Origin of the sequence: Bordetella genomosp. 5, assembly GCF_002261315.1 — a bacterium.
Taxonomy (GTDB): domain Bacteria; phylum Pseudomonadota; class Gammaproteobacteria; order Burkholderiales; family Burkholderiaceae_B; genus Bordetella.
The window spans coordinates 99,317-124,486 of sequence record NZ_NEVP01000010.1 but is presented as its reverse complement, the minus strand read 5'-3'; the positions used below and the strand labels follow the sequence as shown (position 1 = coordinate 124,486).

The 25,170-nt window shown below is 67.7% G+C and carries 24 protein-coding genes; 16 read left to right on the top strand and 8 right to left on the bottom strand.

What is annotated here, in order from left to right; translation table 11 throughout:
• The first annotated feature begins 14 nt into the window (after positions 1–14).
• Positions 15–698 carry a Fe2+-dependent dioxygenase gene (locus CAL25_RS16065; protein ID WP_094801812.1) on the top strand — a complete coding sequence of 228 codons (684 nt, stop codon included), beginning with the start codon at positions 15–17 and terminating at the stop codon, positions 696–698.
• Between the two features lie 55 nt (positions 699–753).
• Here CAL25_RS16065 and CAL25_RS16060 read toward each other — a convergent pair whose 3' ends face one another.
• Positions 754–1,473 carry a hypothetical protein gene (locus CAL25_RS16060; protein WP_094801810.1) on the bottom strand — a complete coding sequence of 240 codons (720 nt, stop codon included), beginning with the start codon at positions 1,471–1,473 and terminating at the stop codon, positions 754–756.
• A 292-nt stretch (positions 1,474–1,765) separates the two neighbouring features.
• Between CAL25_RS16060 and azu the strand changes: the two genes are divergently transcribed.
• From azu to CAL25_RS15990, 14 genes are all read left to right on the top strand, one after another.
• On the top strand, positions 1,766–2,218 hold the full coding sequence (gene azu / locus CAL25_RS16055) for an azurin (protein WP_094801808.1): 453 nt from the start codon (positions 1,766–1,768) through the stop codon (positions 2,216–2,218).
• 194 nt (positions 2,219–2,412) lie between these two features.
• The gene (locus CAL25_RS16050) at positions 2,413–2,922 is read left to right on the top strand and encodes a sigma-70 family RNA polymerase sigma factor (RefSeq protein WP_094801806.1); all 510 of its coding nucleotides are present in this window, start codon (positions 2,413–2,415) and stop codon (positions 2,920–2,922) included.
• A gap of 61 nt (positions 2,923–2,983) precedes the next feature.
• Positions 2,984–3,937 (top strand): FecR domain-containing protein, encoded by a 954-nt coding sequence (locus CAL25_RS16045; protein ID WP_094801804.1) that lies wholly within the window; start codon positions 2,984–2,986, stop codon positions 3,935–3,937.
• Between the two features lie 124 nt (positions 3,938–4,061).
• Positions 4,062–6,470, top strand: coding sequence for a TonB-dependent siderophore receptor (locus CAL25_RS16040; protein ID WP_094801802.1), 2,409 nt, complete (start codon positions 4,062–4,064; stop codon positions 6,468–6,470).
• A 218-nt stretch (positions 6,471–6,688) separates the two neighbouring features.
• Positions 6,689–7,195 (top strand): sigma-70 family RNA polymerase sigma factor, encoded by a 507-nt coding sequence (locus CAL25_RS16035; protein ID WP_094801800.1) that lies wholly within the window; start codon positions 6,689–6,691, stop codon positions 7,193–7,195.
• Positions 7,192–8,187: a FecR domain-containing protein gene (locus CAL25_RS16030; protein ID WP_249279116.1), complete on the top strand. Its 996-nt coding sequence runs from the start codon at positions 7,192–7,194 to the stop codon at positions 8,185–8,187. Before CAL25_RS16035 ends, CAL25_RS16030 begins: the two co-directional genes overlap by 4 nt.
• Positions 8,188–8,316: 129 nt before the next feature.
• Positions 8,317–10,902, top strand: coding sequence for a TonB-dependent receptor (locus CAL25_RS16025; protein ID WP_094801798.1), 2,586 nt, complete (start codon positions 8,317–8,319; stop codon positions 10,900–10,902).
• Between the two features lie 61 nt (positions 10,903–10,963).
• A complete protein-coding gene (locus CAL25_RS16020; RefSeq protein ID WP_094801796.1) occupies positions 10,964–12,010 on the top strand; it encodes a hemin-degrading factor in 1,047 nt (348 codons plus the stop codon).
• On the top strand, positions 12,007–12,849 hold the full coding sequence (locus tag CAL25_RS16015) for a heme/hemin ABC transporter substrate-binding protein (protein ID WP_094801794.1): 843 nt from the start codon (positions 12,007–12,009) through the stop codon (positions 12,847–12,849). The genes CAL25_RS16020 and CAL25_RS16015 overlap by 4 nt, the downstream gene beginning before the upstream one ends.
• Positions 12,850–12,892: 43 nt before the next feature.
• Complete coding sequence (locus CAL25_RS16010) at positions 12,893–13,858, top strand: FecCD family ABC transporter permease (RefSeq protein ID WP_170948521.1); 966 nt, start codon at positions 12,893–12,895, stop codon at positions 13,856–13,858.
• A complete protein-coding gene (locus CAL25_RS16005; RefSeq protein ID WP_094802206.1) occupies positions 13,855–14,634 on the top strand; it encodes a heme ABC transporter ATP-binding protein in 780 nt (259 codons plus the stop codon). The genes CAL25_RS16010 and CAL25_RS16005 overlap by 4 nt, the downstream gene beginning before the upstream one ends.
• Before the next feature lie 91 nt (positions 14,635–14,725).
• A complete protein-coding gene (kdsA, locus tag CAL25_RS16000; protein ID WP_094801792.1) occupies positions 14,726–15,583 on the top strand; it encodes a 3-deoxy-8-phosphooctulonate synthase in 858 nt (285 codons plus the stop codon).
• Positions 15,584–15,852: 269 nt separating this feature from the next.
• The gene (locus CAL25_RS15995; protein ID WP_094801790.1) at positions 15,853–17,541 is read left to right on the top strand and encodes a methyl-accepting chemotaxis protein; all 1,689 of its coding nucleotides are present in this window, start codon (positions 15,853–15,855) and stop codon (positions 17,539–17,541) included.
• 61 nt (positions 17,542–17,602) lie between these two features.
• Positions 17,603–18,358 carry a YoaK family protein gene (locus CAL25_RS15990; protein WP_094801788.1) on the top strand — a complete coding sequence of 252 codons (756 nt, stop codon included), beginning with the start codon at positions 17,603–17,605 and terminating at the stop codon, positions 18,356–18,358.
• A gap of 59 nt (positions 18,359–18,417) precedes the next feature.
• Here the strand turns inward: CAL25_RS15990 and CAL25_RS15985 are convergent, their stop codons facing one another.
• A complete protein-coding gene (locus tag CAL25_RS15985; RefSeq protein ID WP_094801786.1) occupies positions 18,418–18,822 on the bottom strand; it encodes a hypothetical protein in 405 nt (134 codons plus the stop codon).
• A gap of 227 nt (positions 18,823–19,049) precedes the next feature.
• Between CAL25_RS15985 and CAL25_RS15980 the strand changes: the two genes are divergently transcribed.
• Positions 19,050–19,610, top strand: coding sequence for a hypothetical protein (locus CAL25_RS15980; protein ID WP_094801784.1), 561 nt, complete (start codon positions 19,050–19,052; stop codon positions 19,608–19,610).
• A 4-nt stretch (positions 19,611–19,614) separates the two neighbouring features.
• Here CAL25_RS15980 and CAL25_RS15975 read toward each other — a convergent pair whose 3' ends face one another.
• From CAL25_RS15975 to CAL25_RS15950, 6 genes are all read right to left on the bottom strand, one after another.
• Positions 19,615–20,001: a hypothetical protein gene (locus tag CAL25_RS15975; RefSeq protein WP_094801782.1), complete on the bottom strand. Its 387-nt coding sequence runs from the start codon at positions 19,999–20,001 to the stop codon at positions 19,615–19,617.
• The gene (locus CAL25_RS15970) at positions 19,998–20,825 is read right to left on the bottom strand and encodes an isocitrate lyase/PEP mutase family protein (RefSeq protein ID WP_094801780.1); all 828 of its coding nucleotides are present in this window, start codon (positions 20,823–20,825) and stop codon (positions 19,998–20,000) included. Before CAL25_RS15970 ends, CAL25_RS15975 begins: the two co-directional genes overlap by 4 nt.
• An 80-nt stretch (positions 20,826–20,905) precedes the next feature.
• The gene (locus tag CAL25_RS15965; RefSeq protein WP_212590915.1) at positions 20,906–22,501 is read right to left on the bottom strand and encodes a sensor domain-containing diguanylate cyclase; all 1,596 of its coding nucleotides are present in this window, start codon (positions 22,499–22,501) and stop codon (positions 20,906–20,908) included.
• Positions 22,502–22,621: 120 nt separating this feature from the next.
• Positions 22,622–23,260, bottom strand: a complete 639-nt coding sequence (locus tag CAL25_RS15960; RefSeq protein WP_094801778.1) for a hypothetical protein — start codon at positions 23,258–23,260, stop codon at positions 22,622–22,624.
• A 14-nt stretch (positions 23,261–23,274) separates the two neighbouring features.
• A complete protein-coding gene (locus tag CAL25_RS15955) occupies positions 23,275–23,952 on the bottom strand; it encodes an HD domain-containing protein (RefSeq protein WP_094801776.1) in 678 nt (225 codons plus the stop codon).
• Positions 23,953–24,584: 632 nt separating this feature from the next.
• Complete coding sequence (locus tag CAL25_RS15950) at positions 24,585–24,917, bottom strand: DUF4148 domain-containing protein (protein WP_094801774.1); 333 nt, start codon at positions 24,915–24,917, stop codon at positions 24,585–24,587.
• Positions 24,918–25,170: the final 253 nt, after the last annotated feature.

Genomic DNA, 25,170 nt, shown 5'->3' with positions numbered 1-25,170 from the left:
CGGAGGTCAGCGTCATGATGGTTCACATACCCAGCGTGCTGAGCGCCGACGAGGTGCACGCGTGCCGCCAGCTCCTGCTGCAGGCAGACTGGCAGGACGGGCGCGGCACGGCCGGCTTTCAGTCGGCGCTGGTGAAAGACAATCTGCAGCTGCCGCCGGATTCGGAAGAAGGGCTGAAGGCCGCCGCCCTGATCGACGCGGGGCTCGCACGGTCCGCGTTGTTCATGTCGGCGGCACTGCCGGCGCGCATCTTTCCCAAGCTGTTCAACGTGTACGGCGAGGGCCAGTCGTTTGGTCTGCATGTCGACAACGCCATCCGCCGCATTCCGGGCACGGGTGTGAGCATCCGCACCGATCTGTCCGCCACGCTGTTCCTGGCCGAGCCGGACAGCTACGACGGGGGCGAATTGCGGGTGCAGGACACCTATGGCGAGCACGCGGTCAAACTGCCGGCGGGCGACATGGTGCTGTACCCCTCGGACAGCCTGCATTACGTGACGCCGGTGCGCCGCGGGATGCGGCTGTGTTCGTTCTTCTGGATGCAAAGCATGGTGCGGGACGAGGGCCAGCGAACCTTGCTGTTCGACCTCGACTGCGCCATTCAGGATGCGGGCAGCCAGCTCGGTCCGGGCCACGACACCGTGGTCCGGCTGACGCGCACGTATCACAACCTGCTGCGCCGGTGGGCGACGCCGTAGGGCTTTGCCGGTACGTGCCCGGGTATTGCAGAGCTGGTCAGCTGGTGCGGGCGCGCTAGGTCAGGGGAAGCACCTTCCAATGGGCGTACTCGCCGAAATTGGCGCGGCAGAACGGGCATGTTTCGCTTAGAAGAGGGATGATCTTCTCGCAATTGGGACATCGGCCCTTCGGGGCCTCCTGAAAGGCCAGTTCTTCCATGCGTGCAAGCGCCTTTTGTTCGGCGTAGGGGTCTGGCCAGACGGCGGGAGACAGGACGCGAGACTTATAGATCTCCGCATCTTCGGCTGCGATGGCGCCCGCAGCCACTTGGGCAGAAATGAGCTGGACCCGTGCATTAGCCCATTGAGCGTTCATGCGCCTGAGATGCACAAAAACTCCCGACAGGTAAATGCGCAAGGCGCCTGGCTCCATCAGACCGTAGTGCAGATGCAGCTCACCGAAGTTGGTGGTGATGGTCAGGAACGTGTGGGTAGTCTTCTTTGTTGTGAGTGCATTGAGCACGCCGGCGATGGCCATCCCCTGCAGCGCTCCCTCGACGCCAAAGCCTCCGCCCAAAAATCCTCCGCCACTGACGGTCGTCCCCGGGCCGGTTATCTCAATATCCAACACTTCGACGAGTGAAAATTTGGCGATTTGCTGCCCGCTCGTGCATATGACATCGGCGCCGAGAAAGCCGATAGTGACAGGGGTCCCGGTGTCGAACGGAAAGCCACTGGCACCAAGTACCGTGCAATCTTTGAGGGCAATGAGCGATTCGGAGTTGGGATTGGTCATGACGAGCTCGCGTGAAGAAGTGCCAACTATAAATGGTCGCTGTCGAGTAGCGGGCAAAAGCGCAATTTGAATCGGCATTCCGTTTGCGCGCGCCCACTCTTGATGAGAAAGAACAACGGTGTTCGTTCTCGGAGCGCGTGCTCGATACTTGTCCCATATCAACACTATTCTTCAACTGCAGCGGTACGCTCTGTCTGCGTCGTCGTGCGGTTACCGGGTCATGGCCGGGACACCGTGAGATGCGCGCCGCGCGCGGGGTGCGCGCGGCTTACCGAATTCGAAGGAGTGTTCCGTGGTATTCGCCAAACATGCTGCATTGATCGCACTGACCCTGCTTGCCTCGCCGGCGTTCGCCAATGAGTGCGCGGTCGAGATCTCGTCCAACGACCAGATGCAATACAACACCAAGGCCATTCAAGTGCCGAAGTCGTGCAAAACGTTTTCGGTGACGCTGGCGCATGCGGGCAAGCTGCCGGTGAACGTGATGGGCCACAACTGGGTGCTGTCGAGCACGGCCGATATGCAGGGCGTGATCGGCGAAGCCATGGCGGCCGGTGCCGCCAAGGGCTATTTCAAGGAAGGCGATACCCGCGTGATCGCGCACACCAAGATGCTGGGCGGCGGCGAGAAAGACACCGCCACGTTCGACGTGGCCAAGCTGGCCGCGGGTCAGAAGTACAGCTTCTACTGCACGTTCCCGGGCCACTCGGCGCTGATGAAGGGCGAGCTGACGCTGGCTCCCTGATTGACGGTCTCCCTGCTCGGCGACGGTGTGGGCCAGGGTGCAGCGCCGTCGCCGGCACGGGGTTGGCCGGCGCCCGGCAGACATAGCCGCAACGCAACCGCCGGCCCGTTGTTGCGCCCGCGCCGCGGTGGCACCGGGTGCTTCGTTCTAATTAATAGTATTTCTTATTCGCATTCGGTAGACTGCAGGGCATCTTGTCATCTACCGACTCTCTTTCTCTCCCCGCGGTCGAGCAGTTGTATCGCCATCACCATGGCTGGCTGCAAACCTGGCTCCATCGCAAGCTGGGCGACAGCAGCGACGCGGCCGATCTGGCGCAGGACACGTTCGTGCGGCTGATGGCCGCGCGGCGTCCACCCGTACTGCAGGACGAGCCGCGCGCGTTGATCACGCATATTGCCAAGGGATTGCTGGTCGATCATTGGCGCCGCCGCGCGGTGCAGCAGGCCTACATTGAGGCGATCGCGCACCTGCCGCAGCCGCAGGTCCCGCCGCCCGAAACGGGTCTCATGATCGTGCAGACGCTGGTGGCGATCGACGCCATGTTGCAGCGGCTGCCCGCGGCCACCCGCGAGATGTTCCTGCTGGCCCAGCTCGACGGGCTGACGCTGCAGCAGATCTCCGAGCAGACGGGCAAACCCGTCATCACGGTGCGGCGCCACCTGCAGAAAGCGTTGGTGGCGTGCATGACGGCCGCCGCATGACTTCCCATGTGATTGCGCCGACGTCGGTGGCCTTGCCTGTGCCCGCCTGGGTTTTCAGGCCATGACGGCTGGGCCTGACGATCCACTGTTCGAAGAAGCGGCCGATTGGGTGATCCGGCTGCGCTACGAGCCCGCCGATGTCATCACGCACCGCGCATTCGAACGCTGGCTGGCTCAGGGTGAGGCGCACGCCCGGGCTTGGGCACGCGCGGAGCAGGTGCTGGGCGCCTTCGAAGGGGTGCCAGCGCGCATCGGACACGATGTGCTGCGCGCCACGCGCAAGCGGCAGGGCAGGCGCGCCGTGCTGCGCGCCACGCTGGGCTTGGGCGTGGCCGTGCCGGTCGGCTGGATGGTGTGGCGTGAGGCGCCCGCCTGGCGGGCGGATCTGCGTACCGCCGCGGGAGAGCCACTGAGCCGCACGCTGGAAGATGGCACACGGCTGGTGTTGAACAGTGGCAGCGCGGTCGATCTGCGCTACGGCGCCGCCGAGCGCAGGCTGGTTCTTTTGGCCGGCGAGGTGCTGGTCACCACGGGCCAGAAGCCGCAGGGCGCCTACCGGCCCTTCGTGGTGCAGACGCCGCAAGGCGAGGTGCAGGCATTGGGGACGCGCTTTTCGGTGCGCCTGCTCGAGGACCGTACGCAGGTGATGGTGTTCGAGCACGCGGTGATGGCGCGTCCGGTGCATGCCCCGCCGCTGCGCATCGACGCGGGGCAACGGGCCAGTTTCACGGTTGCCGGCACCAGCGCGCTCGCGCCGGTGGACGACAGCGCGGCGTTGTGGGAGCGGGGGATGCTGGTCGTGCGCGATCAGCGCCTCGCCGATGTGGTGGCGGAGCTGGCCCGGCACCGCCCCGGCGTGTTGCGCTGCGCCCCTGCCGTTGCCGAGCTGCGGGTGTCGGGCGCGCTGTCGCTGCGCGACACCGATGCGGCGCTGGCCGCCCTGGCCGAACGCCTGCCGATCGCGGTGCGGCGCGTCACGCGCTATTGGGTGTCGGTGGGGCCGGCCGACGCTTGAGCGGTGGCGCCAAAATATTTTGCTGCGAGGTGATCACTTTTTCGTTCTCGTGCGGAGTAGGTAGTGACACCGCATCGAGGGGATGCGGGCGCTTCTTGCTTGACGACGAAAGGATGAAAGAGTGATGGCACGTGTACGCGCACCGCGGGGCAGGGGATCCCGCAAGGCATTGATCTGGTCGGCGCTCTGGTGCTCGGCCCTGGCGAGTGCCGCTGCCGGCGCACAGACCGCCGCGCCGGCTTCGCAGATTCACGACGTGGCGATCGGCCCGGGCCCGCTCGATACCGTGCTTGCCCGCTACGCCGCCGCGGCGGTGGTGCAGATCGTGTACGACCCCGCCTGGCTGGCGGGCCGCCAGAGCACGGGGATCTCCGGGCAGATGAGCGTGCAGGAGGGTTTCGACCGCCTGCTCGCGGGTTCGGCGTATCGTGCCGTGCCGAGCGGCGCGGGTACCTATTCCTTGCAGAGCGCGGGCGGCGTCACGCAGCTGGAGGCCGTGACCGTAATGGGCGTCGGCGAGCGCGCCACCAGCGAAGGCACGCAGTCATACACCAGCAATGCGGTCACGCTGGGGAAGGGCACGCAGACGCTCAGAGAGATTCCGCAGTCGGTGTCGGTGGTGACGCGTCAGCAGCTCGATGACCAGAACTTGAACAGCCTGTCGGACGCGATGCGCAACGTGACGGGGATCACGGTGGAGACGCTTTCGAGCGGCGGCGATATCTCGGGCTTTATCTCGCGCGGCTACACGCTCGACGCGATTCAGGTCGACGGAATGCGCACGCCTGCGGGGGCGGGGAATCTGTCGGCGGGTTTCGATCTCGCCATCTACGATCGCATCGAAGTGCTGCGTGGCCCCTCCGGGCTGTACCAGGGCACAGGCGAGCCGGGCGGCAGTGTGAACCTCGTGCGCAAGCGGCCCCTGCAGGACTTCGCCTTCAGCGCGCAAGCCAGTGTGGGCTCGTGGGATTACTACCGCGCGGTGGCCGATCTGAGCACGCCGTTCGACAGCGAGGGAAAGGTGCGTGGACGGTTCATCGCCGCTTATGAGGATCGCGGTTCGTTCGTGGATCGCGTGAGCTCGGAGCGGCCCACGCTTTACGGTATCGTCGAGGCCGATCTCACGCCGCGCACCAAGCTGGCCACCGGCCTCACGCATCAGCGCTCGCGCAGCACGCCCGCGTTCGGCCTGCCCGCGTACGCCGACGGCTCGCTACTCGACGTGCGCCGCGGCACCAACCTGAGCGCTGCCTGGAATCGGATCGAAGAGGAAACCACGGAGCTGTTCGCCGACCTGGAGCACGGGCTGGCGGGCGGCGGCACTGTGAAGGCCAGCGTGTTCCATCGAGACACGGATACGCCGACGCGCCTGACGACCTGGCCGAATCGGGCGGTGGATCCCGTCACCGGCGCCACCAATCTCATCGCATGGTCGTACCGCAATCACTGGAAAACCACCGGTGCGGATGCCAACCTGAACCTGCCGATCGAGGCCTTCGGGCGCGAACACAGCCTGCTGGTTGGCGCTGACTACAGCCATACGCGCAAGCAGTTCAGCTACGGCGGCGGCACCGTGTTTCCCACCAATGTCTACGCGCCGGTCATCGATATGACGCTCCCGGACATGGACCAGGTCAACGGCAACGATGGGCGTACCAGCGAGTTCGGTTTGTATACGCGCGCCAACATCCAGGCTACCGACCACCTGAAGGTCATCGCCGGCGCCCGGCTGGCGTGGTGGAAGAATGACGCGCGCAACGCCAACCAGTATTTCGGCGACTTCAGCCAGGCCGAGACGCGCATCGCCGCGCGCACCACGCCGTATGCCGGGCTGGTGTACGACCTGACGCCGCAGTTGTCGGCCTACGCGAGCTACACCAGCATCTTTCAGCCGCAGACGGACATCGACGCGCAGGGCAATACTCTGGCACCGCGCGTGGGGCGCCAGATCGAGACCGGCCTGAAGGGCGCGTTCATGGATGGCCGCCTCAACGCGCATGCCGCGCTGTTCCAGATCGTGGATCGCAACCGCGCGATGAACGATATCGATAACCCGATGTACTCGGTGGCGGCCGGTAAAGTGCGCAGCCAGGGTTTCGAGACCGAGATCAGCGGCTCACCGCTGCCGAACTGGGACATCGTGGCGGGCTACGCTTACACGCAGACCAAGTACCTGGAGGCGGCCGCGGGCACGGAGGGCTTGTCGTACAGCACCATCACGCCGCGCCACGCCATCAATCTGTGGACGCGCTACCGCTTCACGCAACCGGCGCTGCAGGGTTTCAGCGTGGGCACGGGCGTGCGTTGGAACAGCGGCAACTACCTGCAGAGCGGCAACGTGCGATGGGACCAGGGCAGCTACGCGCTCGTGTCGGCGCAGATCGGCTACCGGTACGACCGGCACATCGAGGGCACGCTGACGGTCGATAACCTGTTCGACCGCAAGTACTACGAGAAGCTGGGCGGAGCCTCGCGGCAGAACTATTACGGCCAGCCGCGAAGCGTGATGTTGACCCTGCGTTATCAATACTGACGCGCCGGCGAGCCCAGCCAGGGCGGGGGCTTCGGACGATACGCAATGTCCGGCCGCCGCCCCTGTGCCGGGGCCATAGACCTCGGCGAGTAGCGGAATCGGACGGTGTCAAACCAAATCTCGGACGACTGCCTCAACAAAATCGTTACAGATTCTTGAAGAATCCTGATTTTTATTTAGAATGATAGCCAATCTCATTTGCAATGATTGGGTCTATCGTGCCGTCTACCCTCGCTGCCCCGGACGCCGTCCGCGATCTCTACACCGAACACCAGGGGTGGCTGCACGGCTGGCTGCGGCGCAAGCTCGACAGTACCTTCGATGCCGCCGACCTGGTGCAGGACACCTTCGTGCGGGTGCTGCGGCACCGTCGCGAGCTGGCGGCGGTGCGTGAGCCGCGCGCCTATCTGGTCACGATCGCGGGCCGCCTGGTCATCAACCTGTATCGCCGCCGCTCGCTCGAGCGCGCCTTCGAAGAGGCGCTGGCGACGATGCCCGAGCCCCTGGCGCCGTCGCCCGAGCAGCAGCTGCTGATTCTGGAGGCGCTCGACGAGATCGATTGCCTGCTGGCCGCCATGCCGGCGGCCGTGCGCGAGGCGTTTCTGCTGGCGCAGGTCGATCAGATGCCCTATGCCGAGATCGCCGAGCGCATGCAGGTGTCGGTGCGTACCGTGCAACGGCACATCGTGCGTGCCTACGAGCAGATTATTCTGGCCGCGCCATGACGCCGGTGTCCGATACCGCGATGGGCGCGGATCCGATCGATCGCCGGATCGCCCGCGAGGCCGCGCTGTGGCTGATGCGCCTGGGCGAGGGCAGCCACGATGCCGAGACGCATGCCGAATGCGCGCGCTGGCGCGCCCGCAGCCAGATGCACGAATACGCCTGGCAGCGGGCCCAGCGCATCAATACCCTGTTCGGCCAATTGCCCGCGGAGCTGGCGCGCGGGGCGCTGACCCGCCCCGATATGAGCCGGCGCAAGGCGCTGAAGGCCATGGCCGTGTTGATCGCGGCCGGCCCGCTGGGCTGGGCCGGGTGGCGCTCGGCGCGCGAGCAGGGCTGGCTGGCCGAATACCGGACGGCCGCGGGCGAGCGCCGCGCCATCACGCTTGCCGACGGGACGCGCGTGCACATGAATACGGGTACCGCGGTCGACGTGTCTTACGGCGATCCGGTGCTCGGTGGCGAGACGCTCGTGCAACTGCGCGCGGGCGAGATCTACGTCGAGACGGCCGGGCCGTGCGCCGTGCGCACGCGGCAGGGCAGTGTGCGCGCGCGCCATGCGCATTTCAGCGTGCGCCATTCCGACGCGCAGTGTCTTGTGGATGTGATGCAGGGCGAGGTCAGCGTGCAGCTGGCCCTGGCCGACATGGCGGGCGTCGCGCCGCACCGGATGTTGGCACCGGCCAGGGCGCGGCTCGACGCGGCCGGGCTGCATGTGCTCGCGCCAGGGGCGGCCAACACGCCGCCCGATTGGATGCGCGGCGTGCTGCATGCACGCGACATGCGGCTGGACGCGTTCGTCACCGAGCTCGCGCGCTATCGCCAGGGCGTATTGCGCTGTGATCCCGACGTCGCCTCGCTGCGCCTGTCGGGCGCCTTCCAGCTCGACAACATCGACGGCATCCTGCAGGCGCTGCCGGCGCTGCTGCCCGTGCAGGTGCGCACGCGCACCGCGTATTGGGTGGTGGTGGGCCCGCGCGAGCAGTCGGCCTGAGGTCCGCGTCAGGCCCGCGGGCCGCTGTTACAAAAAAATGAGGCCAATGCTGTCCGGTTTGCCGCCGCCGGGGGTCATGGGAAGTAGTGGCACTCAGTTGCCGGCTTCACTTTGAACGGAACGACCCTCATGGCTCACGCACGTCATCCTGTCTCTCCCGGCGCGCGCCGCGCGCTGCCTCAGGCACTCGGCGCCGCCTTGTGCGCGGTGGCATTCGCCGCGCCGCTGCTGGTGTTCGGCACGCCGGCCGCGGCGCAGTCCAGCGCTTCGGCCGCCAGCCGCAGCTTCCAGATTCCCGCGGGCGATCTTGCCGAAGCGCTCGCGCGCTTTGCCGACACGGCAGGCGTGACGGTGCTGTATCAGCCCGAGAGCGTGGCGGGGCGCCGCAGCGCGGGCCTGTCGGGCAGCTACGATGTGGCCGAAGGGCTGCGTCGTCTGCTTGCGGGCAGCAGCCTGTCGGCGCGGCCGCAGGGCGATGGCACGTATGTGGTTCAGCCGCAGGACGCCGTGACGCAGCTGGCGCCGGTCATGGTGGAAGGGGCCACGCCGCGCGCGGAGCCGGCCTGGGTGAGCACCACCACGCGCCGCCAGCTCGATGGCGTGCAGGCGCGCAGCTGGAGCGACGTGGGCAAGCGCCTGGACCCGGGCGTGTCGTTCAATCGGCAGAACAACAGCATCAACATCCGCGGTCTGGACGAGAACCGCGTGGTCACTCGCATCGACGGGATCCGCGTGCCGTTTCTGGATGACGGCGCGCGTGGCGTGAAAGGCGGCCTGGACACGATCGACTTCAATTCCCTGTCGCGGCTCGATATCGTGCGCGGCTCCGACTCGGCCAGCGCCGGTTCGGGCGCGCTGGGCGGCGCGGCCAATCTGAGCACGCTCGAGCCGGGCGACCTGCTGAGCGGCGACCGCAACTTCGTCGCGTTGACCAAGACCGACTACGACAGCGCCGACAGCAGCTGGGGCGCGAATGCCGCGCTCGCGGGCCGGGTACAGGAAAACACCTCGTGGCTGTTGCAGGCCGGCATGCGCCGCGGCCATGCGCTCGACAATCGCGGCGACCAGGGCGGCTACGGCGCGGCGCGCAGCGAGCCCACACCCGAAAATTATCTCCAGCAGAACTTCCTGCTGAAGCTGCAGCAGAAGGTCGACGGCGGTCACAAGTTCGGCATCACGGGCGAATACTTCAAGCGCCACGCCGACATGGACAGCATGTGGGAGCAGGGCCCGGGCACGAGCTACCTGATCGGTCAGAACAGCACGATCAAGACCACCAAGCGCGAGCGCGTGTCGGCCGATTACTCGTACGTGGCGCCGTCGTCCGGCGGTCTGGTCGATCGTGCAAGCGCCGTCGTGTACTGGCAGCGCATGACGCTCGAGAACTCGCTGGAAGGCGTGCGCAGTCGCGATGCCCGCGCCTCCATCATTCCGCGCGACCCCTTCCGCTACGGCTTCCCTTCGGGCGACTACGGCCGCAGCAACTCCATCCAGGAGTCGCTCTTCGGCGTGAGTGGCCAGGCGCAGCGCCGGTTCGACGGCGCGGTGTCGCAGCTCTGGACCGTGGGCGGCGAGTGGGTCGGCAACCGCACGGAGCAGTATTCGGGCGGCTACGACAACTGCCCCACGATCGCGCCGGGATTGCCCGCGCCGTTCGGTCCGCGCTCCTGCGACATGCTGCACACCAACCAGGCCGACATGCCCCGGGTCAAGGGCAGCCAGTTCGCCCTGTGGGTGCAGGACGAATTCGGCTTTGCCGACGGACGCTACACGCTCACGCCCGCCTTGCGCTACGACCACTACGAGCAGAAGCCGCAGAACACCGCGGCTTACGATAGCAACGGTAATTCGGCCGGCGGTCTGCCGCCGTCCTCGTCGGGAGGCCGCTTCTCGCCGAAACTGCTGGGCTCGTGGAAGGCCGCGGAAAACGTGACCCTGTACGCGCAATACGGCTATGCCTACCGCGCGCCGTCGGCCAGCGAGCTCTACACCAACTACGGCGGCGCGGGCACGTACCTGCGCGTCGGCAACCCCTACCTGAAGCCCGAGACCAGCAAGGGCTGGGAGCTCGGTGGCAAGTTCGGCGACGATACGCTGGGCGGCTCGCTGTCGTTCTTCGACAACCGCTATCAGAACTTCATCGACAAACAGGTGCCGCTCAATGCGAGCTCGCCGCAGTGGCAGCCGGGCTGGAGCGCGTATCCGCTGGGCGTGACGGGCGCCGTGAACCGCGCGCGTGTTCGCATCTACGGCGCCGAAGCCGCCGGACAATGGCGCTTCGCGCCGGGCTGGCGCACGTGGGGTTCCGTGGCATGGGCGGTGGGCAAAGACCAGGTCACCGGCCAGTACCTGAACTCGGTGCCGTCCGTGAAAGGCATCGTGGGCTTGGGCTATGAACGCGAGCAGTGGGGCGTGGACGCCATGCTGACCGCGGCCGCCAGCCGCAGCAAGGTCCAGTACGACGGCAACTCGGCCGCCGCGCCCAATCCCGACTTCCAGGCGCCCGGCTATGGCATCGTCGATCTGTCGGGCTACTGGCGCCCGGCGGCCGTGAAGGGCGTGCAAGTTCAGCTCGGCGTCTATAACCTGTTCGACAAGAAGTACTGGGAAGCGATCAACGTGCCCACGGCGGGCGCCGTGGCGATCCCGCGGCCGGTGGATTGGTACACCGAGCCCGGACGCAGCGTGCGTCTGTCGCTCACCTATCAATACTGAGGCCCGAGGCCGCCCCTGGCGGCCGGAGGTTCCGGCCGCCGCATCAACGAGGAGTGTAATGATGACCGATTTGAGTTTCGAAGCGCGCGCAGAGGCGTTGCGTGGCCGCGCGGCCGAACTGGCCGAGCGCGAGCCCAAGATGCGCGCCCGCAATCAGGCGCAGGCGCTGGGCGTGAGCGAGGCCGAGCTGGTGGCCGCCGGCTGTGGCGGGGCCGATGTCACGCCGCTGGGTGGCGAGATGCAGGCCCTCTTTCGCGACATCGGCACGCTGGGCGAGGTGATGGCCCTCACGCGCAACGACGCGTGCGTGCATGAGCGTCACGGCCGCTACGAGAACATCAACGCCACCGGCATGGTCGGTATCGTGCTCGGTCCGGACATCGATCTGCGCGTGTTCTTCGAATGCTGGCAGAGCGCGTGGGCCGTGCATCAGGATGGACGCCACAGCATTCAGTTTTTCGACCGCGCCGGCGTCGCCGTGCACAAGGTCTATCGCACCGACGAGAGCGATGTGGCGGCCTGGGACGCCTTCGTGCAGAAGCACACTGTGGCGCCGGTCTGGCCCGAGACGCAGGCCATCGCGCCGGCCGAGGAGCAGCCCGACGTGACCGACGCCGCCGCGTTCCGCGACGCGTGGCTCGCCATGACGGACACGCACCATTTCTTCCCGCTGCTGCGCAAGTACAAGGTCTCGCGCCTGGGCGCGCTGCGCGCCGCCGGCCACGATCTCGCGCAACAGGTGCCCACCGACGTGGCCGAGCGCATGCTCACGCAGGCCGCCGAAGACCTGCTGCCCATCATGTGCTTCGTGGGCAATCGCGGCATGATCCAGATCCACACCGGCACGGTCAACAACCTGCGTCGCACCGGTCCGTGGTTCAACGTGCTCGATCCGCGCTTCAATCTGCACCTGGATACCACCGCGATCGAGCAGGCCTGGATCGTCAACAAGCCCACGACCGACGGCTGGGTGACGTCGATCGAGTGCTACGCCGCCAATGGCGACCTGATCGTGCAGTTTTTCGGTGAGCGCAAACCGGGCCAACCCGAGCTCACCGCCTGGCGCAAGCTGCTCACGGGCTATTGCACGGAGCCGCTCGCCGCATGAAGCGCCTTTTTGCAGCAGGGCTGTGGCTGACGGCGCTCCTGCCGCTCGCCACGGCGATGGCCGCCGGACCGCAGCGCGTCGTCACCCTCGGTGGCAGCGTGACCGAGATCGTGTTCGCGTTGGGGCAGGGCGATCGGGTCGTGGCCGACGACCAGTCCAGCCTCTATCCCGAGGCGGCCACGCGCCTGCCCCGCGTGGGCTACTACCGTGCCGTGCCGGTGGAAGGCGTGCTGGCCCTCGCGCCGGATCTGGTGCTGGCGTCGGAGCAGGCGGGCCCGCCCGCCGCGCTCGCGCGCCTCGCGTCGGTCGGCGTCAAGGTCACCACCGTGTCGGATGCCGCGTCGGTGCAGTCGCTCTACGACCGGATCGCGCAGGTGGCGCAGGCGCTGGGCGTGCCGGAGCGCGGCGAGCGTCTCGCCGCCGAGGTGCGCGAGGCCCTGGCCACGGTCGCGGCCATGCCCGCCTCGCAGCGCAGCACCGTGCTGCTCATGAACCGCGCCGGCACGCCGCAGGCCGCCGGCGCGGGCACCGCCGCCGACCTCGTGATGCGGCTGGCGGGTCTGCGCAATGCGCTGTCCGAACAGCAAGGCTACAAGCCCCTCAATGCCGAAGCCCTGGCCGCGCTCGCACCCGAAGTGATCGTGGTGACGGCCGCGTCGATCGAGGGCAAGGGCGGCGTCGCGCAGGTGCAGACCTGGCCCGGCGTCGCGGCCACGCCGGCGGCGCGGCGCGGCTGCATCGTCGTGATGGACGATCTGCTCGCCCTGGGCGCCGGCCCGCGCCTGCCGGAGGCGTTGCGCATGCTCAAGGAGACCGCTTGTGTCGCCAGCGCTGGCTGAGGCCGCGCCGCGTGCGTATCGCTGTCCGCGCCAGATCGGGGTGATGCTCGGGCTGGCCGCGGTACTGGCCGTGGTGGCGCTGGTGGCGGCGGCGACCGGGGCGGTGCAGATTCCGCTGTCCGCGATTCCGCGCGTGCTGTGGGCACCCGCGGACGCGCAGGACGCGCTCTGGCGCAATGTGCTGCTGGAGCTGCGCTTGCCCCGTGTGCTGTTCGCCATGGTGGCGGGCTGCGCGCTCGCCGTGAGCGGCGCGGCGATGCAGGCCCTGTTTCGCAATCCGCTTGCCGAGCCCGGCCTGGTCGGGATTTCGGCCGGTGGTGCGTTGGGCGCGGTCGCGGCGATCGTGCTGGGCGCGGGCGGCTTCGCGCTCGTGGCGCCGAGCGCCTTCGTCGGCAGCCTCGCGGCCACGGCCTGCGCGTATGTGCTGGGCCGGCGCGTGCCGGGCGTGGCCGGTCTGCTGCTGGCCGGCATCGCGATCAACGCGGTGACCGGCAGCCTGATCGGGCTGCTGACGTTCTTCGCGACCGACGCGCAACTGCGCGACCTCACTTTCTGGAACATGGGCAGTCTGGCCGGCGCGCGCTGGTCCTTGCTGGCCTTTCTGCTGCCCTGGACGCTGGCCGGCTCGTGGTGGTTATGTCGTCAGTGGCGCGTGATGAACGCCCTGCTGCTGGGCGAGCGCGAGGCCGCGCATCTGGGCTACGCGCTGCGCGCCGTGCGGGTGCGGCTGGTCGTCATGACGGCGCTGCTCGTGGGGCCGCTGGTGGCCGCCACCGGGGGCATCGGCTTCGTCGGACTGGTCGTGCCGCATCTGGTGCGTCTGACGCTGGGCGCGGATCACCGCTGGCTGTTGCCGGCATCCATGCTGGGCGGTGGCCTGGCACTGGTGCTGGCCGATCTGCTCGCCCGCATCGTCGTGGTGCCGGCGGAGCTGCCGATCGGCCTGGTCACGGCGCTGGTGGGCGGACCCTTCTTCCTCTGGTTGCTGGCCCGCGGAGGGCGTTTCTGATGTTGCAGGCCCAAGGATTGACGCTGATGCGCGGCGGCCGTCAGGTCGTGGCGGACGTGTCGCTGCAGGTGGCGCCGGGGCGTCTGGTCGGTCTGCTCGGCGCCAATGGCGCGGGCAAGTCCACCTTGCTGGCCGCGCTGGCCGGCGAACTGAGCTTGCGCGCCGGCACGGTGCGTTGCAATGGCGATGTGCTGGCGGGCCTGACGCCCGCTGCGCAGGCGCGGCGCCGTGCCGTCCTGCCGCAGCAGCCCGGCCTGAGCTTCGATCTCGGCGTGGACGACGTGGTCGCGATGGGCGCCTATCCGTTTCCGGAGCTCAGCCCCGCGGCCGTGCGGCGTGCTTCGGAAGCGGCGCTGGCACTCGCCGGCGTGGCGCATCTCGCCGGGCGGCGCTATCTGTCGCTGTCAGGGGGCGAGCAGCAGCGGGTGCAATTCGCGCGCGTGTTGCTGCAGTGCCGTGCGGCGTCCGGGCCCAGGTATCTGCTGCTGGACGAGCCAACGGCCAGCCTGGACCCGCGCCATCAGCTCGACCTGCTGGCCGTGGCGCGCGATCTGGCGCACGCGGGCGATACCGGGGTGCTCGTGATTCTGCATGACCTGAACCTGGCCGCGCGCTGGTGCGACGAGCTGGTGCTGCTGGCCGAGGGCAGGGTGGCCGCGGCCGGCGCGCCTGCCGCCGTGCTGACCGCCGCGCACCTGCGCACGGCCTATGGCGTTCAGGCCGAGATCCTGCCGCATCCGCACGCGCCCGAGCGGCCGCTGGTGCTGGTGCATTGACGCCGCCCCGTTTCATGACGCGCCCGCCCGAAGCGATCCGCTGCCGCATTTAGTACAGTAGCGGCTGTCCCAGTCGTTTCCGGTTTTCATCATGAGCGCTCCTCTTGTTTCCATCGCGTCGGATATCCGCTGCGCCAATGACCTTCCGTTCGTGCTGTTCGGCGGCATCAATGTGCTCGAGTCCAGGGATCTGGCCCTGCGTGCGTGCGAGGAATATCAGCGTGTCACGCGCAAGCTGAATATCCCGTATGTGTTCAAGGCGTCGTTCGACAAGGCGAATCGGTCCTCGATCCATTCGTACCGCGGCCCTGGGCTGGAAGAAGGCCTGCGTATTTTCGAGGCGGTCAAAGAGAACTTCGGCGTGCCGGTGATTACCGACGTGCACGAGCCCTGGCAAGCCGCGCCGGTGGCCGAAGTGGTCGACGTGCTGCAATTGCCGGCGTTCCTGGCCCGGCAGACCGATCTGGTCGTCGCGCTCGCCAAAACGGGGCGCATCGTCAACATCAAGAAGCCGCAGTTTTTGAGCCCGACGCAGGTCGGCAATATCGTCGAGAAGTTCGTCGAAGCCGGTAACGACAAACTGATTCTGTGCGAGCGTGGCGCCAATTTCGGCTACGACAATCTGGTGGTCGATATGCTGGGTTTTGGTGTCATGAAGAAAACCTGCGGCGATCGCCCGGTGATTTTCGACGTGACGCATGCCTTGCAGCAGCGTTCGCCGCTGGACACCGCGTCGGGCGGCCGTCGCGAACAGGTGGCCGAGCTCGCGCGCGCGGGCATGGCCGTCGGTCTGGCCGGCCTGTTTCTGGAGGCGCACCCGGATCCCAGCCAGGCAAAGTGCGATGGTCCGAGCGCGCTGCCGCTCGACAAGCTCGAGCCCTTCCTGACTCAGCTCAAGGCGATCGATGACCTGGTGAAATCCTTCCCGGCGCTCGACATTCAGCCCTGATACCCGCCTTATCCCTGACGCGGTGTCGCGCCGGAAATACAGTCCGGAGCGGCGCCGCGTTTTTTGTTTGATTAATGCGATGCGGCGCTGCGGCGGCCTGTGCCCTGATAGATAAGGGATTTATTGCGCATTATTACGGTCGCCGTGAAATTAGGGTATCAAGGTGCCGCTATTTGCGTTTCACGGATATGACGGTTTCTCTACATTGATTATTCCGCCGGGCGCAGTGTGGCGCCCGGGGTTAATCCATTACTGGCGAGAAACATTCCATGCGCAAGAATCTGCCCATTACGGATCAGGAATTCGTGCTGCAGGACGATCAATACCTGATCTCCAAGACTGACCTGAAGGGCCGCATTACGTACTGCAATCCGGCTTTCGTGGCGATCAGCGGGTTCACCCGGGAAGAGTTGCTTGGGCAGCCGCACAACATCGTGCGGCACCCCGATATGCCCCCCGCGGTGTTCGAAGACATGTGGGACACGCTGGCGGCCGGCAAACCCTGGCTTGCCGTGGTGAAGAACCGGCATAAGTCCGGGGGCTATTACTGGGTGCTGGCCAATGCGACGCCGGTGATCGAGAACGGCGAGGTCACGGGCTACGCCTCGGTGCGGGTCAAGGCCAGCGCCGAGCAGATCCATGCCGCCGCCGCGTTCTACGAGGAAGTGGCCGAGGGCAATCTGGGCGGTTATGCCCTCAAGCACGGGCGGCGTGTGCCGGCGGGCTGGCGCCGCGGCGTGCGCGCGCTCGGCATGCCGTTTCGCGGCGGCCTGCGGCCGGCGATGCTGCGCGTGGCCGTCGGTGCCGCGGCCCTGGGTGCGATTCCGACCTGGCTTGCCGCGCGTGCCGCGCCGGCCGAGCAGTTGCCCTGGTATTGGGGCGGCTATGCCGTGGCGGCGTTGGCGGTGCTGTGGGCGACGCAGCGCGTGGCGGGCAGGTTCAGCCGCCAGCTGGTGAACGCCGAAGAGGCGGCGCGCCAGATCGCGGCCGGCAACCTCGTGAACGAGGTGAGTACCGATGCCCGCGGCGAGCTGCGCAATCTGTACTTCTATCTCGACATCATGCGCAAGAGCCTGATCGGGATCTCGACCGAGGTGATCGGGAAGACCAGCGATCACGTGCGCACGATCTCCAAGCTGCACACGGACAGCCAGGGCCTCGCGGACCGCACCGAGGCGCAGGCGGGCTCGCTGCAGGACACGGCAGCCAGTGTCGAGCAGCTGGCCGCCACCGTGGCGCGCAACGCGGAGAGCGCCCGCAGCGCGGCCGCGCTGACGCAGGAAAGCCGGGTGGTCGTGGGGCAGGGCGGTCAGATCGTGCGCCAGCTGGTGTCGACCATGCACGGCATCGACGAGAGCTCGCGCAAGATCTCCGACATCGTGTCGGTGATCGAGGGCATCGCGTTCCAGACCAACATCCTGGCCTTGAATGCCGCCGTCGAGGCGGCGCGGGCGGGCGATCAGGGCAAGGGCTTCGCGGTCGTGGCCGGTGAAGTGCGCAGCCTGGCGCAGCGCACCACGCAGGCGGCCAAGGAGGTCAAGACGCTGATCGAAGAGTCGGTGGGCCGCATGTCGGCCGGCTCGAACCAGGCCAGCCAGGCCGGCGCCACCATGCAGGAAATCCTGCAGTCGGTGGAGCGGGTCAGCGTGCTGATGGAAGAGATCTCGACCGCCTCGCAAGAGCAGGCGCAGGGGGTCGACCGCATCAGCTCCGCCGTGAACGAAATGGACGGCGTGGTGCAGCAGAACGTCTCGCTCGTGGGCGAGCTCTCGCACGTGGCGGAGCATCTGGGCGAGGAGTCGGCGGCGCTGGCGCAGGCGATCGGCGTGTTCCGCACGCCGGCGAGCCGCGCCGCCCCGGACGCGGTGCTACTGCGCAGCGAGGCGCGCGCGACGCGCCTGGGGCAGGGTGGCGGACACGTCCAGCGTCTGGCACTGGCCTCCGCCCGCGACGAGTAGACGCCGGCAGGACGAACCGGGTCTAGAATGAGCCGGTTCTGTTCATGCGGGGGCAACCATCGTGGCCATTCCGTATCTGCGTACGCTCACGGCCTTGCAACGCAGTCCCGAAGCCAACCGGCATCTGGCCTACATCCTCAGCCTGGTGGCGGGGGCGGTCAATGCCGGCGGCTTCCTGGCCGTGCAGCAATACACGTCGCACATGTCGGGCATCGTCTCGAGCATGGCCGACTATCTCGCGCTCGGCGGGCTGGTGGTCGTGCTGCAAGGCGCGGCTGCCCTGATGTCGTTCGTGGCCGGCGCGGCCACGTCCGCGTTCCTGATCAATCTGGGCAAGCGCGCGCATCTCGCGAGCGGCTATGCCTTGCCGCTCGCGTTCGAGGCCGCGCTGCTGCTGGCGTTCGGCCTGCTCGGCGCCAATCTCGAGCAGCATCGCTGGCTGTATGTGCCGGTCACGGTCATGCTGCTGTGCTTCATCATGGGTCTGCAGAACGCGATGATCACGAAGGTCTCGCGCGCCGAGATCCGCACCACGCACATTACCGGCATGGTCACGGACATCGGCATCGAGCTGGGCAAGCTGTGCTACTGGAACGCCGCGCGCATCGATGACCCGGCGCTGCACGTGCGCGCCGATCGCCTCAAGCTGCGCGTGCTGATCACTCTGGTGCTGCTGTTTTTCGGCGGCGGCGTTGCCGGCGCCTATGCGTTTGCGCACTTCGGCTTCGGCGCGACGCTGCCGCTGGCGGCCATGCTGGCGCTGCTCGCGGCCGTGCCGATGGTGGACGACCTGCGGCAGTGGCATCTGCGCCACTGAGCGGCGTCAGAGCGGCGGGCGCGCGCGCTGGCCGCCGCGCCGCCGAAGCAATCCCGGCGTCAGTGTTCGCCAGGCCAGAGCTCGCCCGGGTGGCTCACCTCGATCAGTCCGCCGGGCAGGTCTTGCAGCAGCGGCGCGGGCACGGCGTGCGCTAGACCGCTGCGCACGTAGGCGTGGCGGCCGTCGTCGTCGAGCGCCACGAAGCCGAAGCGCTGCATCGCGGCGTAGACCAGATGGCGCAACGGGTCGGCCAGATCGGCATCTTCGAAGCCGATCGCATCGACCGAGATGTCATCGCTGCTGTCGATCCAGGCCAGCCGGGCGGGCTGACCATCGGTGAAGGCCACCTCGAAGCGCTCGTCGATGTGCGTGATCTCGCCGTAGGGCGAGAACAGGGCGAGCACGTCGGCCAGCGGCGCCGGCGGGGCGGCGGGAAAGTGTTCGAGAAAGACGTTGGTCGACATGGCGGCCCCGGCACGTAAGAAACCCCGCATTTTCGCATAGGGGCGCGCGAGCCGCCGGGTCGCCGGATCGCCGGGCGCCGGATCGCCGGCCGCCGGTTTGCGCCCGCGTGCCCGCGAACGTTATTCTTGCGCCTCGCCGCCGCGCCTGTCCGTGGCCGCCGCAGTAGCCCGCGGGCCGCTGCCGGCGGCACGCCCGCGGCCCCGCCGCCTTCCCGACATTGCCTTCCATGATCGATCTGCTTCGCGCTTCCTGGCGTGCCGCCTTGCTCAAGCCCCTGCCGCTGTCCGCCTACGATTACCCCACGCACTGGTCGGTGCTGGCCGTGATGCTGGTCGGCATCGCCTCGGGAGCGCAGATCAGTATGGGCACCGTGTTCGCGCCGCAGGATCCGTCGATCGCGCAAATGCTGATGCCCCGCTTCATGGCGACCGAAATGGCGGGCGCGTGGGGGGCGATGCTGGCCGTGTGGCTGGTGAGCTTCGGCTGGCTGCGGGTGACTCAGCGCTGGGATGGCGAGGGGAGCCTGTTCAATCTCATCATCGCCTGCTGGTTCGTGCTCGATATGGTCGTGGTGGTGCTGTCGGCGCTCGGCCTGCCCAACGCCTTCCTGATCGCGGTGCTGTTGTATTCGCCATGGGTGCTGGCGACGGCGCTCAGCGCAGCCATGCCGGACGTGCGCCGCCCGGTGGCCGCGGCCTGGAGCTATTTTGCGCTGGTGCCGGCGTTCACGATCTCGATGCTCGCGCACGGCGCGGTGGCGAGCAAGGTCTTCGCCACCGGCCAGTAGCCGGTCACTGCCCCGGCGCGTTCGCGCTGGCTTCGCCAGGCACCGGCCGATTCGGAAATACGTTGAGCGACATGATCTTGTCGGGATAGGTCGTCATGAGCAGGCTCACCATGCGACCGTGCAACAGCCCGAACAGCTGCCAGCTCAGGCCTTCGCTGCCCGGCAGCAGGTCGAGCAGCAGCAGTTGCCCGGTGCGCACCGTGCCGACGAAATAAGCGCGCTTGTCGTACTCGCCCGTCTTGGGGGCGTAGTAGACCTTGGTGGAACGTTCGGTGTCGTCTTTCTTCCAGGTGCCTTCGCCCGCGACCGATCCGTCGTTGATGCGTTTGAGGCCATCACGCAGGTGCTGCCAGAGGGCTTTGGCATCGGCGGTATGGACGACTATCGTCATTGCGTATTCTCCGTGGCGGTTTTGAACAGGTCGTTGATCTCGTTGTACATGACGGCGCCCCGCACCAGCGGCTCGGCCCGGCCATCGGCGAGAAAGCCCGAGACCAGCGCGCCGGCGTGGCTCCAGAGGGTCTGGGGCACGAGCGATCCCATGCTGACGCGGCGCACGCCGAAGTCCCCGAGCTCGCCCACGGGCGGCAGGCCCTGGGCCACGGCCAGCGCCAGGGCGAGCCGCGTGCCGGCGGCGATGTCGCGCATCTCGAAGGTATTGGTGAGGCCGAGCACGAACAGGCCGTCGGCGCCGGCGGCTTCGTATTGCGCGGCCCGGCGCAATACCTCGGCCACGCGCTCGCCGGGCGCGACCAGGTCGCGGGCATAAACATCGGTGCGGGCGTTGATGAAGAGCGGGACGCCACGCGCCTCGCCCGCGTGGCGCGCCGCTTCGATCTTGCGGGCCAGCAGATCGGGTTCGCTGGTGCCATCCTGGATGTTGATGCCGATGGCGCCCAGATCGATGAACCGCGCGACCGCCTCGCCGACCTCTTCGGGGGTGCGCGAATAGCCGCTCTCGATATCGACCGACAGGGGGATGCGGATCACGCGGGCGATCAGCGCCACCTGGGCCAGATAGAGGTGCTGCGGCACGGTGTTGCTGTCGGGGTAGCCAAGCGACCACGCCACCGCGGCGCTGCTGGTGGCCACGGCCTGCGCGCCGAGGTTCTCGATCTGGACGGCGCTGCCCGCGTCCCAGACGTTGGGCAGGCGCAGGGGCTGGGCCTGCTGGTGCAACTTGCGAAAGACGGCGGCTTGCAGACTGGCGGACATGGTGGGCTCCGAGGGGGCTCCAGAGGGGCGTCGAAGGGGCCTGCCGGGTGCTGCCTGAGGCGGCCCTGCTGAGGGTGCGCCTAGTGTATGGCCGCCGCGTCTTCCGCGGTGGGCGCGCATTCCGTCCGGTTACGTCCGAGCTGCTTCGCGCGATAGAGTGCGGCATCCGCGCAACGCAGCGCCTGGCCCTGAGCCTCCGGCATGCCGTCGCAATGGGCCACCCCGATCGACACGGTGACCTGGCCGGCGCCGGGAGCGTGGGCGGCGACCGCCATGCGCAGACGTTCCGCCAGATGACAGGCCTCGGCCAGTCCCGTGTCGGGCAGCAGGATCAGAAACTCCTCGCCGCCGGTGCGACAGCAGATATCGCCGCCGCGCACCTGTTGGGTCATGACGCGGGCGATCCGGCGCAGCACCTCGTCGCCCTCGGCATGGCCGAGCGTGTCGTTGATGCGCTTGAAGCAATCGGTGTCGATGGCTAGCACGGAGAAGGCGCGCCGCTCTGACTGCCATTGTTTGAGCCGGGCCTGCAGGCCGCGCCGGTTGAGCAGGCCCGTGAGCGGGTCGGTCAGCGTGACCTGATTGAGCGAGCCGATGCGTTCGTGCAGCACGGTCAGCGCGGTGAGGGCGGCGCGGCGCAGCTGGTGTACCTCGAAGTACCACGCGCGCACGCCCTTGACCTGCTTGGGCACGTCCGGCGCTTCGGCGGCCTGTACCGCGTGGGCCAGATCGCGCAGGGGCTTGGAAATCAGATAGGCCAGCCACCAGATCAGCCCGAGCGCGACCAACGTGAGCGGCAAAAGGTAGACCGTCATGCGGCCCATGATGGATCCCATCGACGCGAGCGCTGCATCGACCGGCCGCTGCGACACTACACCCCAGCCGGACGCGCCCACCGGCGCGTAGCCCGCCAGCATGGGCACGCCGCGGCTGTTGATGACGTTCTGCGCGCCGGACTCACCGCGCAGCACGGCATCGATCGCCAGGTTGCCGCCCACGACCTCGCCGATGCGATCGCGCTGGGCGTGATAGAGGATGCGGCGCTCCTGATCGACCACGTACAGATACGACCCGTCGCGGTAGTAGTGCACGCCCAGCAGGGTCTGGAGCGCGCTGTTCTGCTGCAGATAGATCGTGCCGGCCACGTAGCCCTGATAGGCGCCGTTGCCGCCGCGGATCGGATAGCTGATGTGGATCATCAGGTTGCCGGCCGCGGAAACGTAGGGCTTGCTGATCAGCGGGGCCTGCGAGGAGAGGGCACCGCGCGAACCGATGGTGTCGAGGACGGTACCCACGAGACGCTGGCCGATGTTCTCGGGCATGGCGGCAAGCACGCGCCCCTCGGCATCGACGACCACGGTGGAATTGAAGCTTTGCTGGGCATCGCGCAGCCGGCTGACTTCGTTGTAGAGCCGGTCCGCGTGGCCGGTCTGGTCGGCCAGCAGGCCCGCGCTGTAGGCAAGGCGCTGCTGCGCGGTGGTGAGAAATTGGTGCGTGTTGTCGGCGAGCTTGGCGGCGTAGCTGCGATTCGCTTCGAGGGTGGCCTCGAGCACGACGTCACGTTGGAGACGGTACGAAGCCTGCAGGCCGTTGGCCAGGGTGAGCAGCGCGCTGCCGACGGCCAGGGCCAGGATCAGGCGCAACAGGTCCACACGAAACAGCTGCTTCAGGCGCATAAGCACGCGTCCTTGCTACGGTGTTTGGGGGGTGTGTTACATGATAGGTCATTCGGAGCGTCCTTGTCGTTTTTTTGACACTTCCCCCCACGTGGCTGTCCGGGCGCTCGGGCCCGCCGCTCAGCGTACGGGCAGTTCGGGCTTGAAGCTCAGCATGCGATCGGCCTTGTGGTCCAGGAAAGCCTTGAACGCCGCGGCATTCTTGGGTGCGGCCGGGCCGAGCACGATCACGTAGGCCACGTTGACCCCGCGCCGCATCACGGCGACCACGCCGCTCGGATGCGTCTGCCGCTCGCCCTGCGCGGCAGACCAGGCGGTGACGTCTTCCTGCCAGCCCTTGAGCCCCTCGAGCGGCGCCAGGGCGAGCGCCTGTTTGATGGCGTCGCCGCGCAGATCGGTGGCGGTCTGGCGGAACACCGCCCGGGCCTGCTTGGCGTCGCGGCTGACGATCACCCCGGACACCAGAATGAGGCCGCCCGCGTTCTGGTAGGCATAGGTCAGCGTGTACGGCCAGCCCTCGGGAGGCCAGTTTTCGTGCACGTCGTTGACGGACACCTTGCCGGCTTCGAGGGCCGGGAGCGCGTCTTTATTGTCGGCGGTCAGGTAGGCGGCCGCATCGCGCGCATTGACCAGCACGTCGGCCGACGCGTTCGTCGCGTTGAATTGCGCGGCGTGAGCCAGACTCGCGCTGGCGAGCAGGACGGCGCCCGCGTAGCGGGCCACGCGGCGGATGGCGCGAACACAGTAGGTGTGAGGCATGAGGAGAGGAGGGTTCAAACGGCGGGAGAGGTGGCGCTGCCGGACCATTGTGCCGCGAAGCGCTCGCGGAAATCCCGCATCCAGGCGAGCCGCGCTTCGCCGAGCGCGCGCCCCGCCGCGGTACGCATCGTGGCAGGCAACGTGGCGAGCTTCACTTCGATGTGGTCGAGCGTGTAGCGGCTGTCGTCCAGGGGCCGCGCCTGCGCGAGCGGATCGTCCGGGTGGGCCATGGCCCGCCCGAGGCTCGCCCCGACGTGGAGCATGCGCGCCAGGCCCACGGGGCCGAGCGCGTCGAGGCGGTCCGCATCCTGCACGATGCAGGCTTCGAGGGTGCACGGTTCGATCCCGGCGGAATAGCTGTGGGCTTCGATGGCGTGGGCCACGGCGTCGAGGCGGTCCGCGGGAAAGCCGGCGTCGGCCAGCGCGGCCCGCGCTTTGTGCGCGGCCAACGTGGAGGCCTGGGCGCGCTGCGGATGATTCTTGGGCAGATTGACCAGATCGTGCAGGTAGGCGGCGGCCATCACGACGAGGACATCCGCTTCGGGGTGGCCGCGCGCCAGTTCGAGGGCAGTGCCCCAGACCCGGCGCAGGTGTGTGAGGTCGTGCGCCGCGTCGCCGTCGAGCGCGGCGGTGGCGATGGCGATGACGCGGGGTTCCCAGAGGTCGGGAGAATACGGGCGAGCGAGTGACAAGCGAAGGCTCCGGCGATCGAACCGCAAAGCTTAGCGTCCGGCGCCCGCCGGTGCAAAAGCCCGGCCCGGCGGCGTGGCATGTGGGCGCCGAGCAACGGGCGCCGTGCAACGGGCGCCGTGCAACGGACCGCGTGCGACGGGCGCGGCGAAGCGGGCTCCGCGTACGGGCGGCGCGTGATACGGCCGCCCAAAAAGGAACGCCGGCGCGATGCGCCGGCGTTGGACTGCCCCGGGTGTGTTGCGATACCCGGTTAGTGCGCGGGCGTGCAGCGGCGCGGGCCGCGAACAGGTATACAGCGGACCTGGAACGCGGCCGGGCGTGCAGCGGCCCGATCATGCGCCGGACCCTGACGGCTGATCCGGATGAGGCGCCGGGTGTGTTGCGAGACCCGGTTCATGCGCCGGGCAGACTGCACGCCCGGTCCTGCGCCGGACCCCTGACAGCGGATCCGGGTGAAGCGCCGGGCGTGTTGCGAGACCCGGTTCGAGCACCGGGCCTGACTGCTGCCCGGATGAAGCGCCAGGCATTGCTGCCGCCTGGGTGTTGCACCGGGTTCGTACCGCAACCCGGGTACCGCGTCTGGACCGTACTGCGTCCAGATTGCCCCCTAGAGAGGGTGTCGCCACTCGCCTTACTTGGCGACGGGCGGGTAGTCCAGTTCGCCGAACGTGTAGGTGCCGTCGGCCTTGGCTTGGGCCAGCTCGGCACGCACTTGATCGCGGCTCAGCGAGGCGCCCGACGTGGCTTGCACGGGCGGGTAGTCGTTTTCACCGAACGTGTAGGTACCGTTGGCCTTGGCCTGGGCCAGATCGGCCTGGACCTGGGCGCGGGTGGCGCCGTTGGCGTCAACCTGGCCGTACACGCCCTGGAAGGGCACGTTGTTCGGTTCGATGTTTTGCGCCGCCAGGGCGCCGGTGCTCATCACGGCCATCGATAGGAAAAGGGCGCTGGTAAGGGTCTTCATGGTGCATTCCTCCGTTCACTTGGATCTGGGATCCGGACACGGCGGGTTATTCCGTCGTCGTTCGTGTTGTGTTTCCCAATGAACGAATTGTGCACTCCGTTTGACTAGGGATAAACCCTGTATATCTGAAAAGATTATTCCATTGAACGATGTAATCATCACGAAAAATCATTTGCGATCATTGTATGGGAAAGTGGTATCGCAATGTGACAATCGGGTGAACTGTCTTGATTGTTCCAGGCTCTAAACCGGG

What these genes read in the sequence shown, in the direction of transcription:
- CAL25_RS15985 (WP_094801786.1), bottom strand. Translation starts at nt 18,822, where the DNA reads ATGTCGACCAACGTCTTTCTCGAACACTTTCCCGCCGCCCCGCCGGCG.
- CAL25_RS16015 (WP_094801794.1), top strand. Translation starts at nt 12,007, where the DNA reads ATGAAGCGCCTTTTTGCAGCAGGGCTGTGGCTGACGGCGCTCCTGCCG.
- kdsA (WP_094801792.1), top strand. Translation starts at nt 14,726, where the DNA reads ATGAGCGCTCCTCTTGTTTCCATCGCGTCGGATATCCGCTGCGCCAAT.
- CAL25_RS15950 (WP_094801774.1), bottom strand. Translation starts at nt 24,917, where the DNA reads ATGAAGACCCTTACCAGCGCCCTTTTCCTATCGATGGCCGTGATGAGC.
- CAL25_RS16045 (WP_094801804.1), top strand. Translation starts at nt 2,984, where the DNA reads ATGACGGCTGGGCCTGACGATCCACTGTTCGAAGAAGCGGCCGATTGG.
- CAL25_RS15995 (WP_094801790.1), top strand. Translation starts at nt 15,853, where the DNA reads ATGCGCAAGAATCTGCCCATTACGGATCAGGAATTCGTGCTGCAGGAC.
- CAL25_RS16010 (WP_170948521.1), top strand. Translation starts at nt 12,893, where the DNA reads ATGCTCGGGCTGGCCGCGGTACTGGCCGTGGTGGCGCTGGTGGCGGCG.
- CAL25_RS16060 (WP_094801810.1), bottom strand. Translation starts at nt 1,473, where the DNA reads ATGACCAATCCCAACTCCGAATCGCTCATTGCCCTCAAAGATTGCACG.
- CAL25_RS16065 (WP_094801812.1), top strand. Translation starts at nt 15, where the DNA reads ATGATGGTTCACATACCCAGCGTGCTGAGCGCCGACGAGGTGCACGCG.
- CAL25_RS15980 (WP_094801784.1), top strand. Translation starts at nt 19,050, where the DNA reads ATGATCGATCTGCTTCGCGCTTCCTGGCGTGCCGCCTTGCTCAAGCCC.
- CAL25_RS15970 (WP_094801780.1), bottom strand. Translation starts at nt 20,825, where the DNA reads ATGTCCGCCAGTCTGCAAGCCGCCGTCTTTCGCAAGTTGCACCAGCAG.
- CAL25_RS16040 (WP_094801802.1), top strand. Translation starts at nt 4,062, where the DNA reads ATGGCACGTGTACGCGCACCGCGGGGCAGGGGATCCCGCAAGGCATTG.
- CAL25_RS15975 (WP_094801782.1), bottom strand. Translation starts at nt 20,001, where the DNA reads ATGACGATAGTCGTCCATACCGCCGATGCCAAAGCCCTCTGGCAGCAC.
- CAL25_RS16020 (WP_094801796.1), top strand. Translation starts at nt 10,964, where the DNA reads ATGACCGATTTGAGTTTCGAAGCGCGCGCAGAGGCGTTGCGTGGCCGC.
- CAL25_RS15960 (WP_094801778.1), bottom strand. Translation starts at nt 23,260, where the DNA reads ATGCCTCACACCTACTGTGTTCGCGCCATCCGCCGCGTGGCCCGCTAC.
- CAL25_RS16030 (WP_249279116.1), top strand. Translation starts at nt 7,192, where the DNA reads ATGACGCCGGTGTCCGATACCGCGATGGGCGCGGATCCGATCGATCGC.
- CAL25_RS15965 (WP_212590915.1), bottom strand. Translation starts at nt 22,501, where the DNA reads ATGCGCCTGAAGCAGCTGTTTCGTGTGGACCTGTTGCGCCTGATCCTG.
- CAL25_RS16025 (WP_094801798.1), top strand. Translation starts at nt 8,317, where the DNA reads ATGGCTCACGCACGTCATCCTGTCTCTCCCGGCGCGCGCCGCGCGCTG.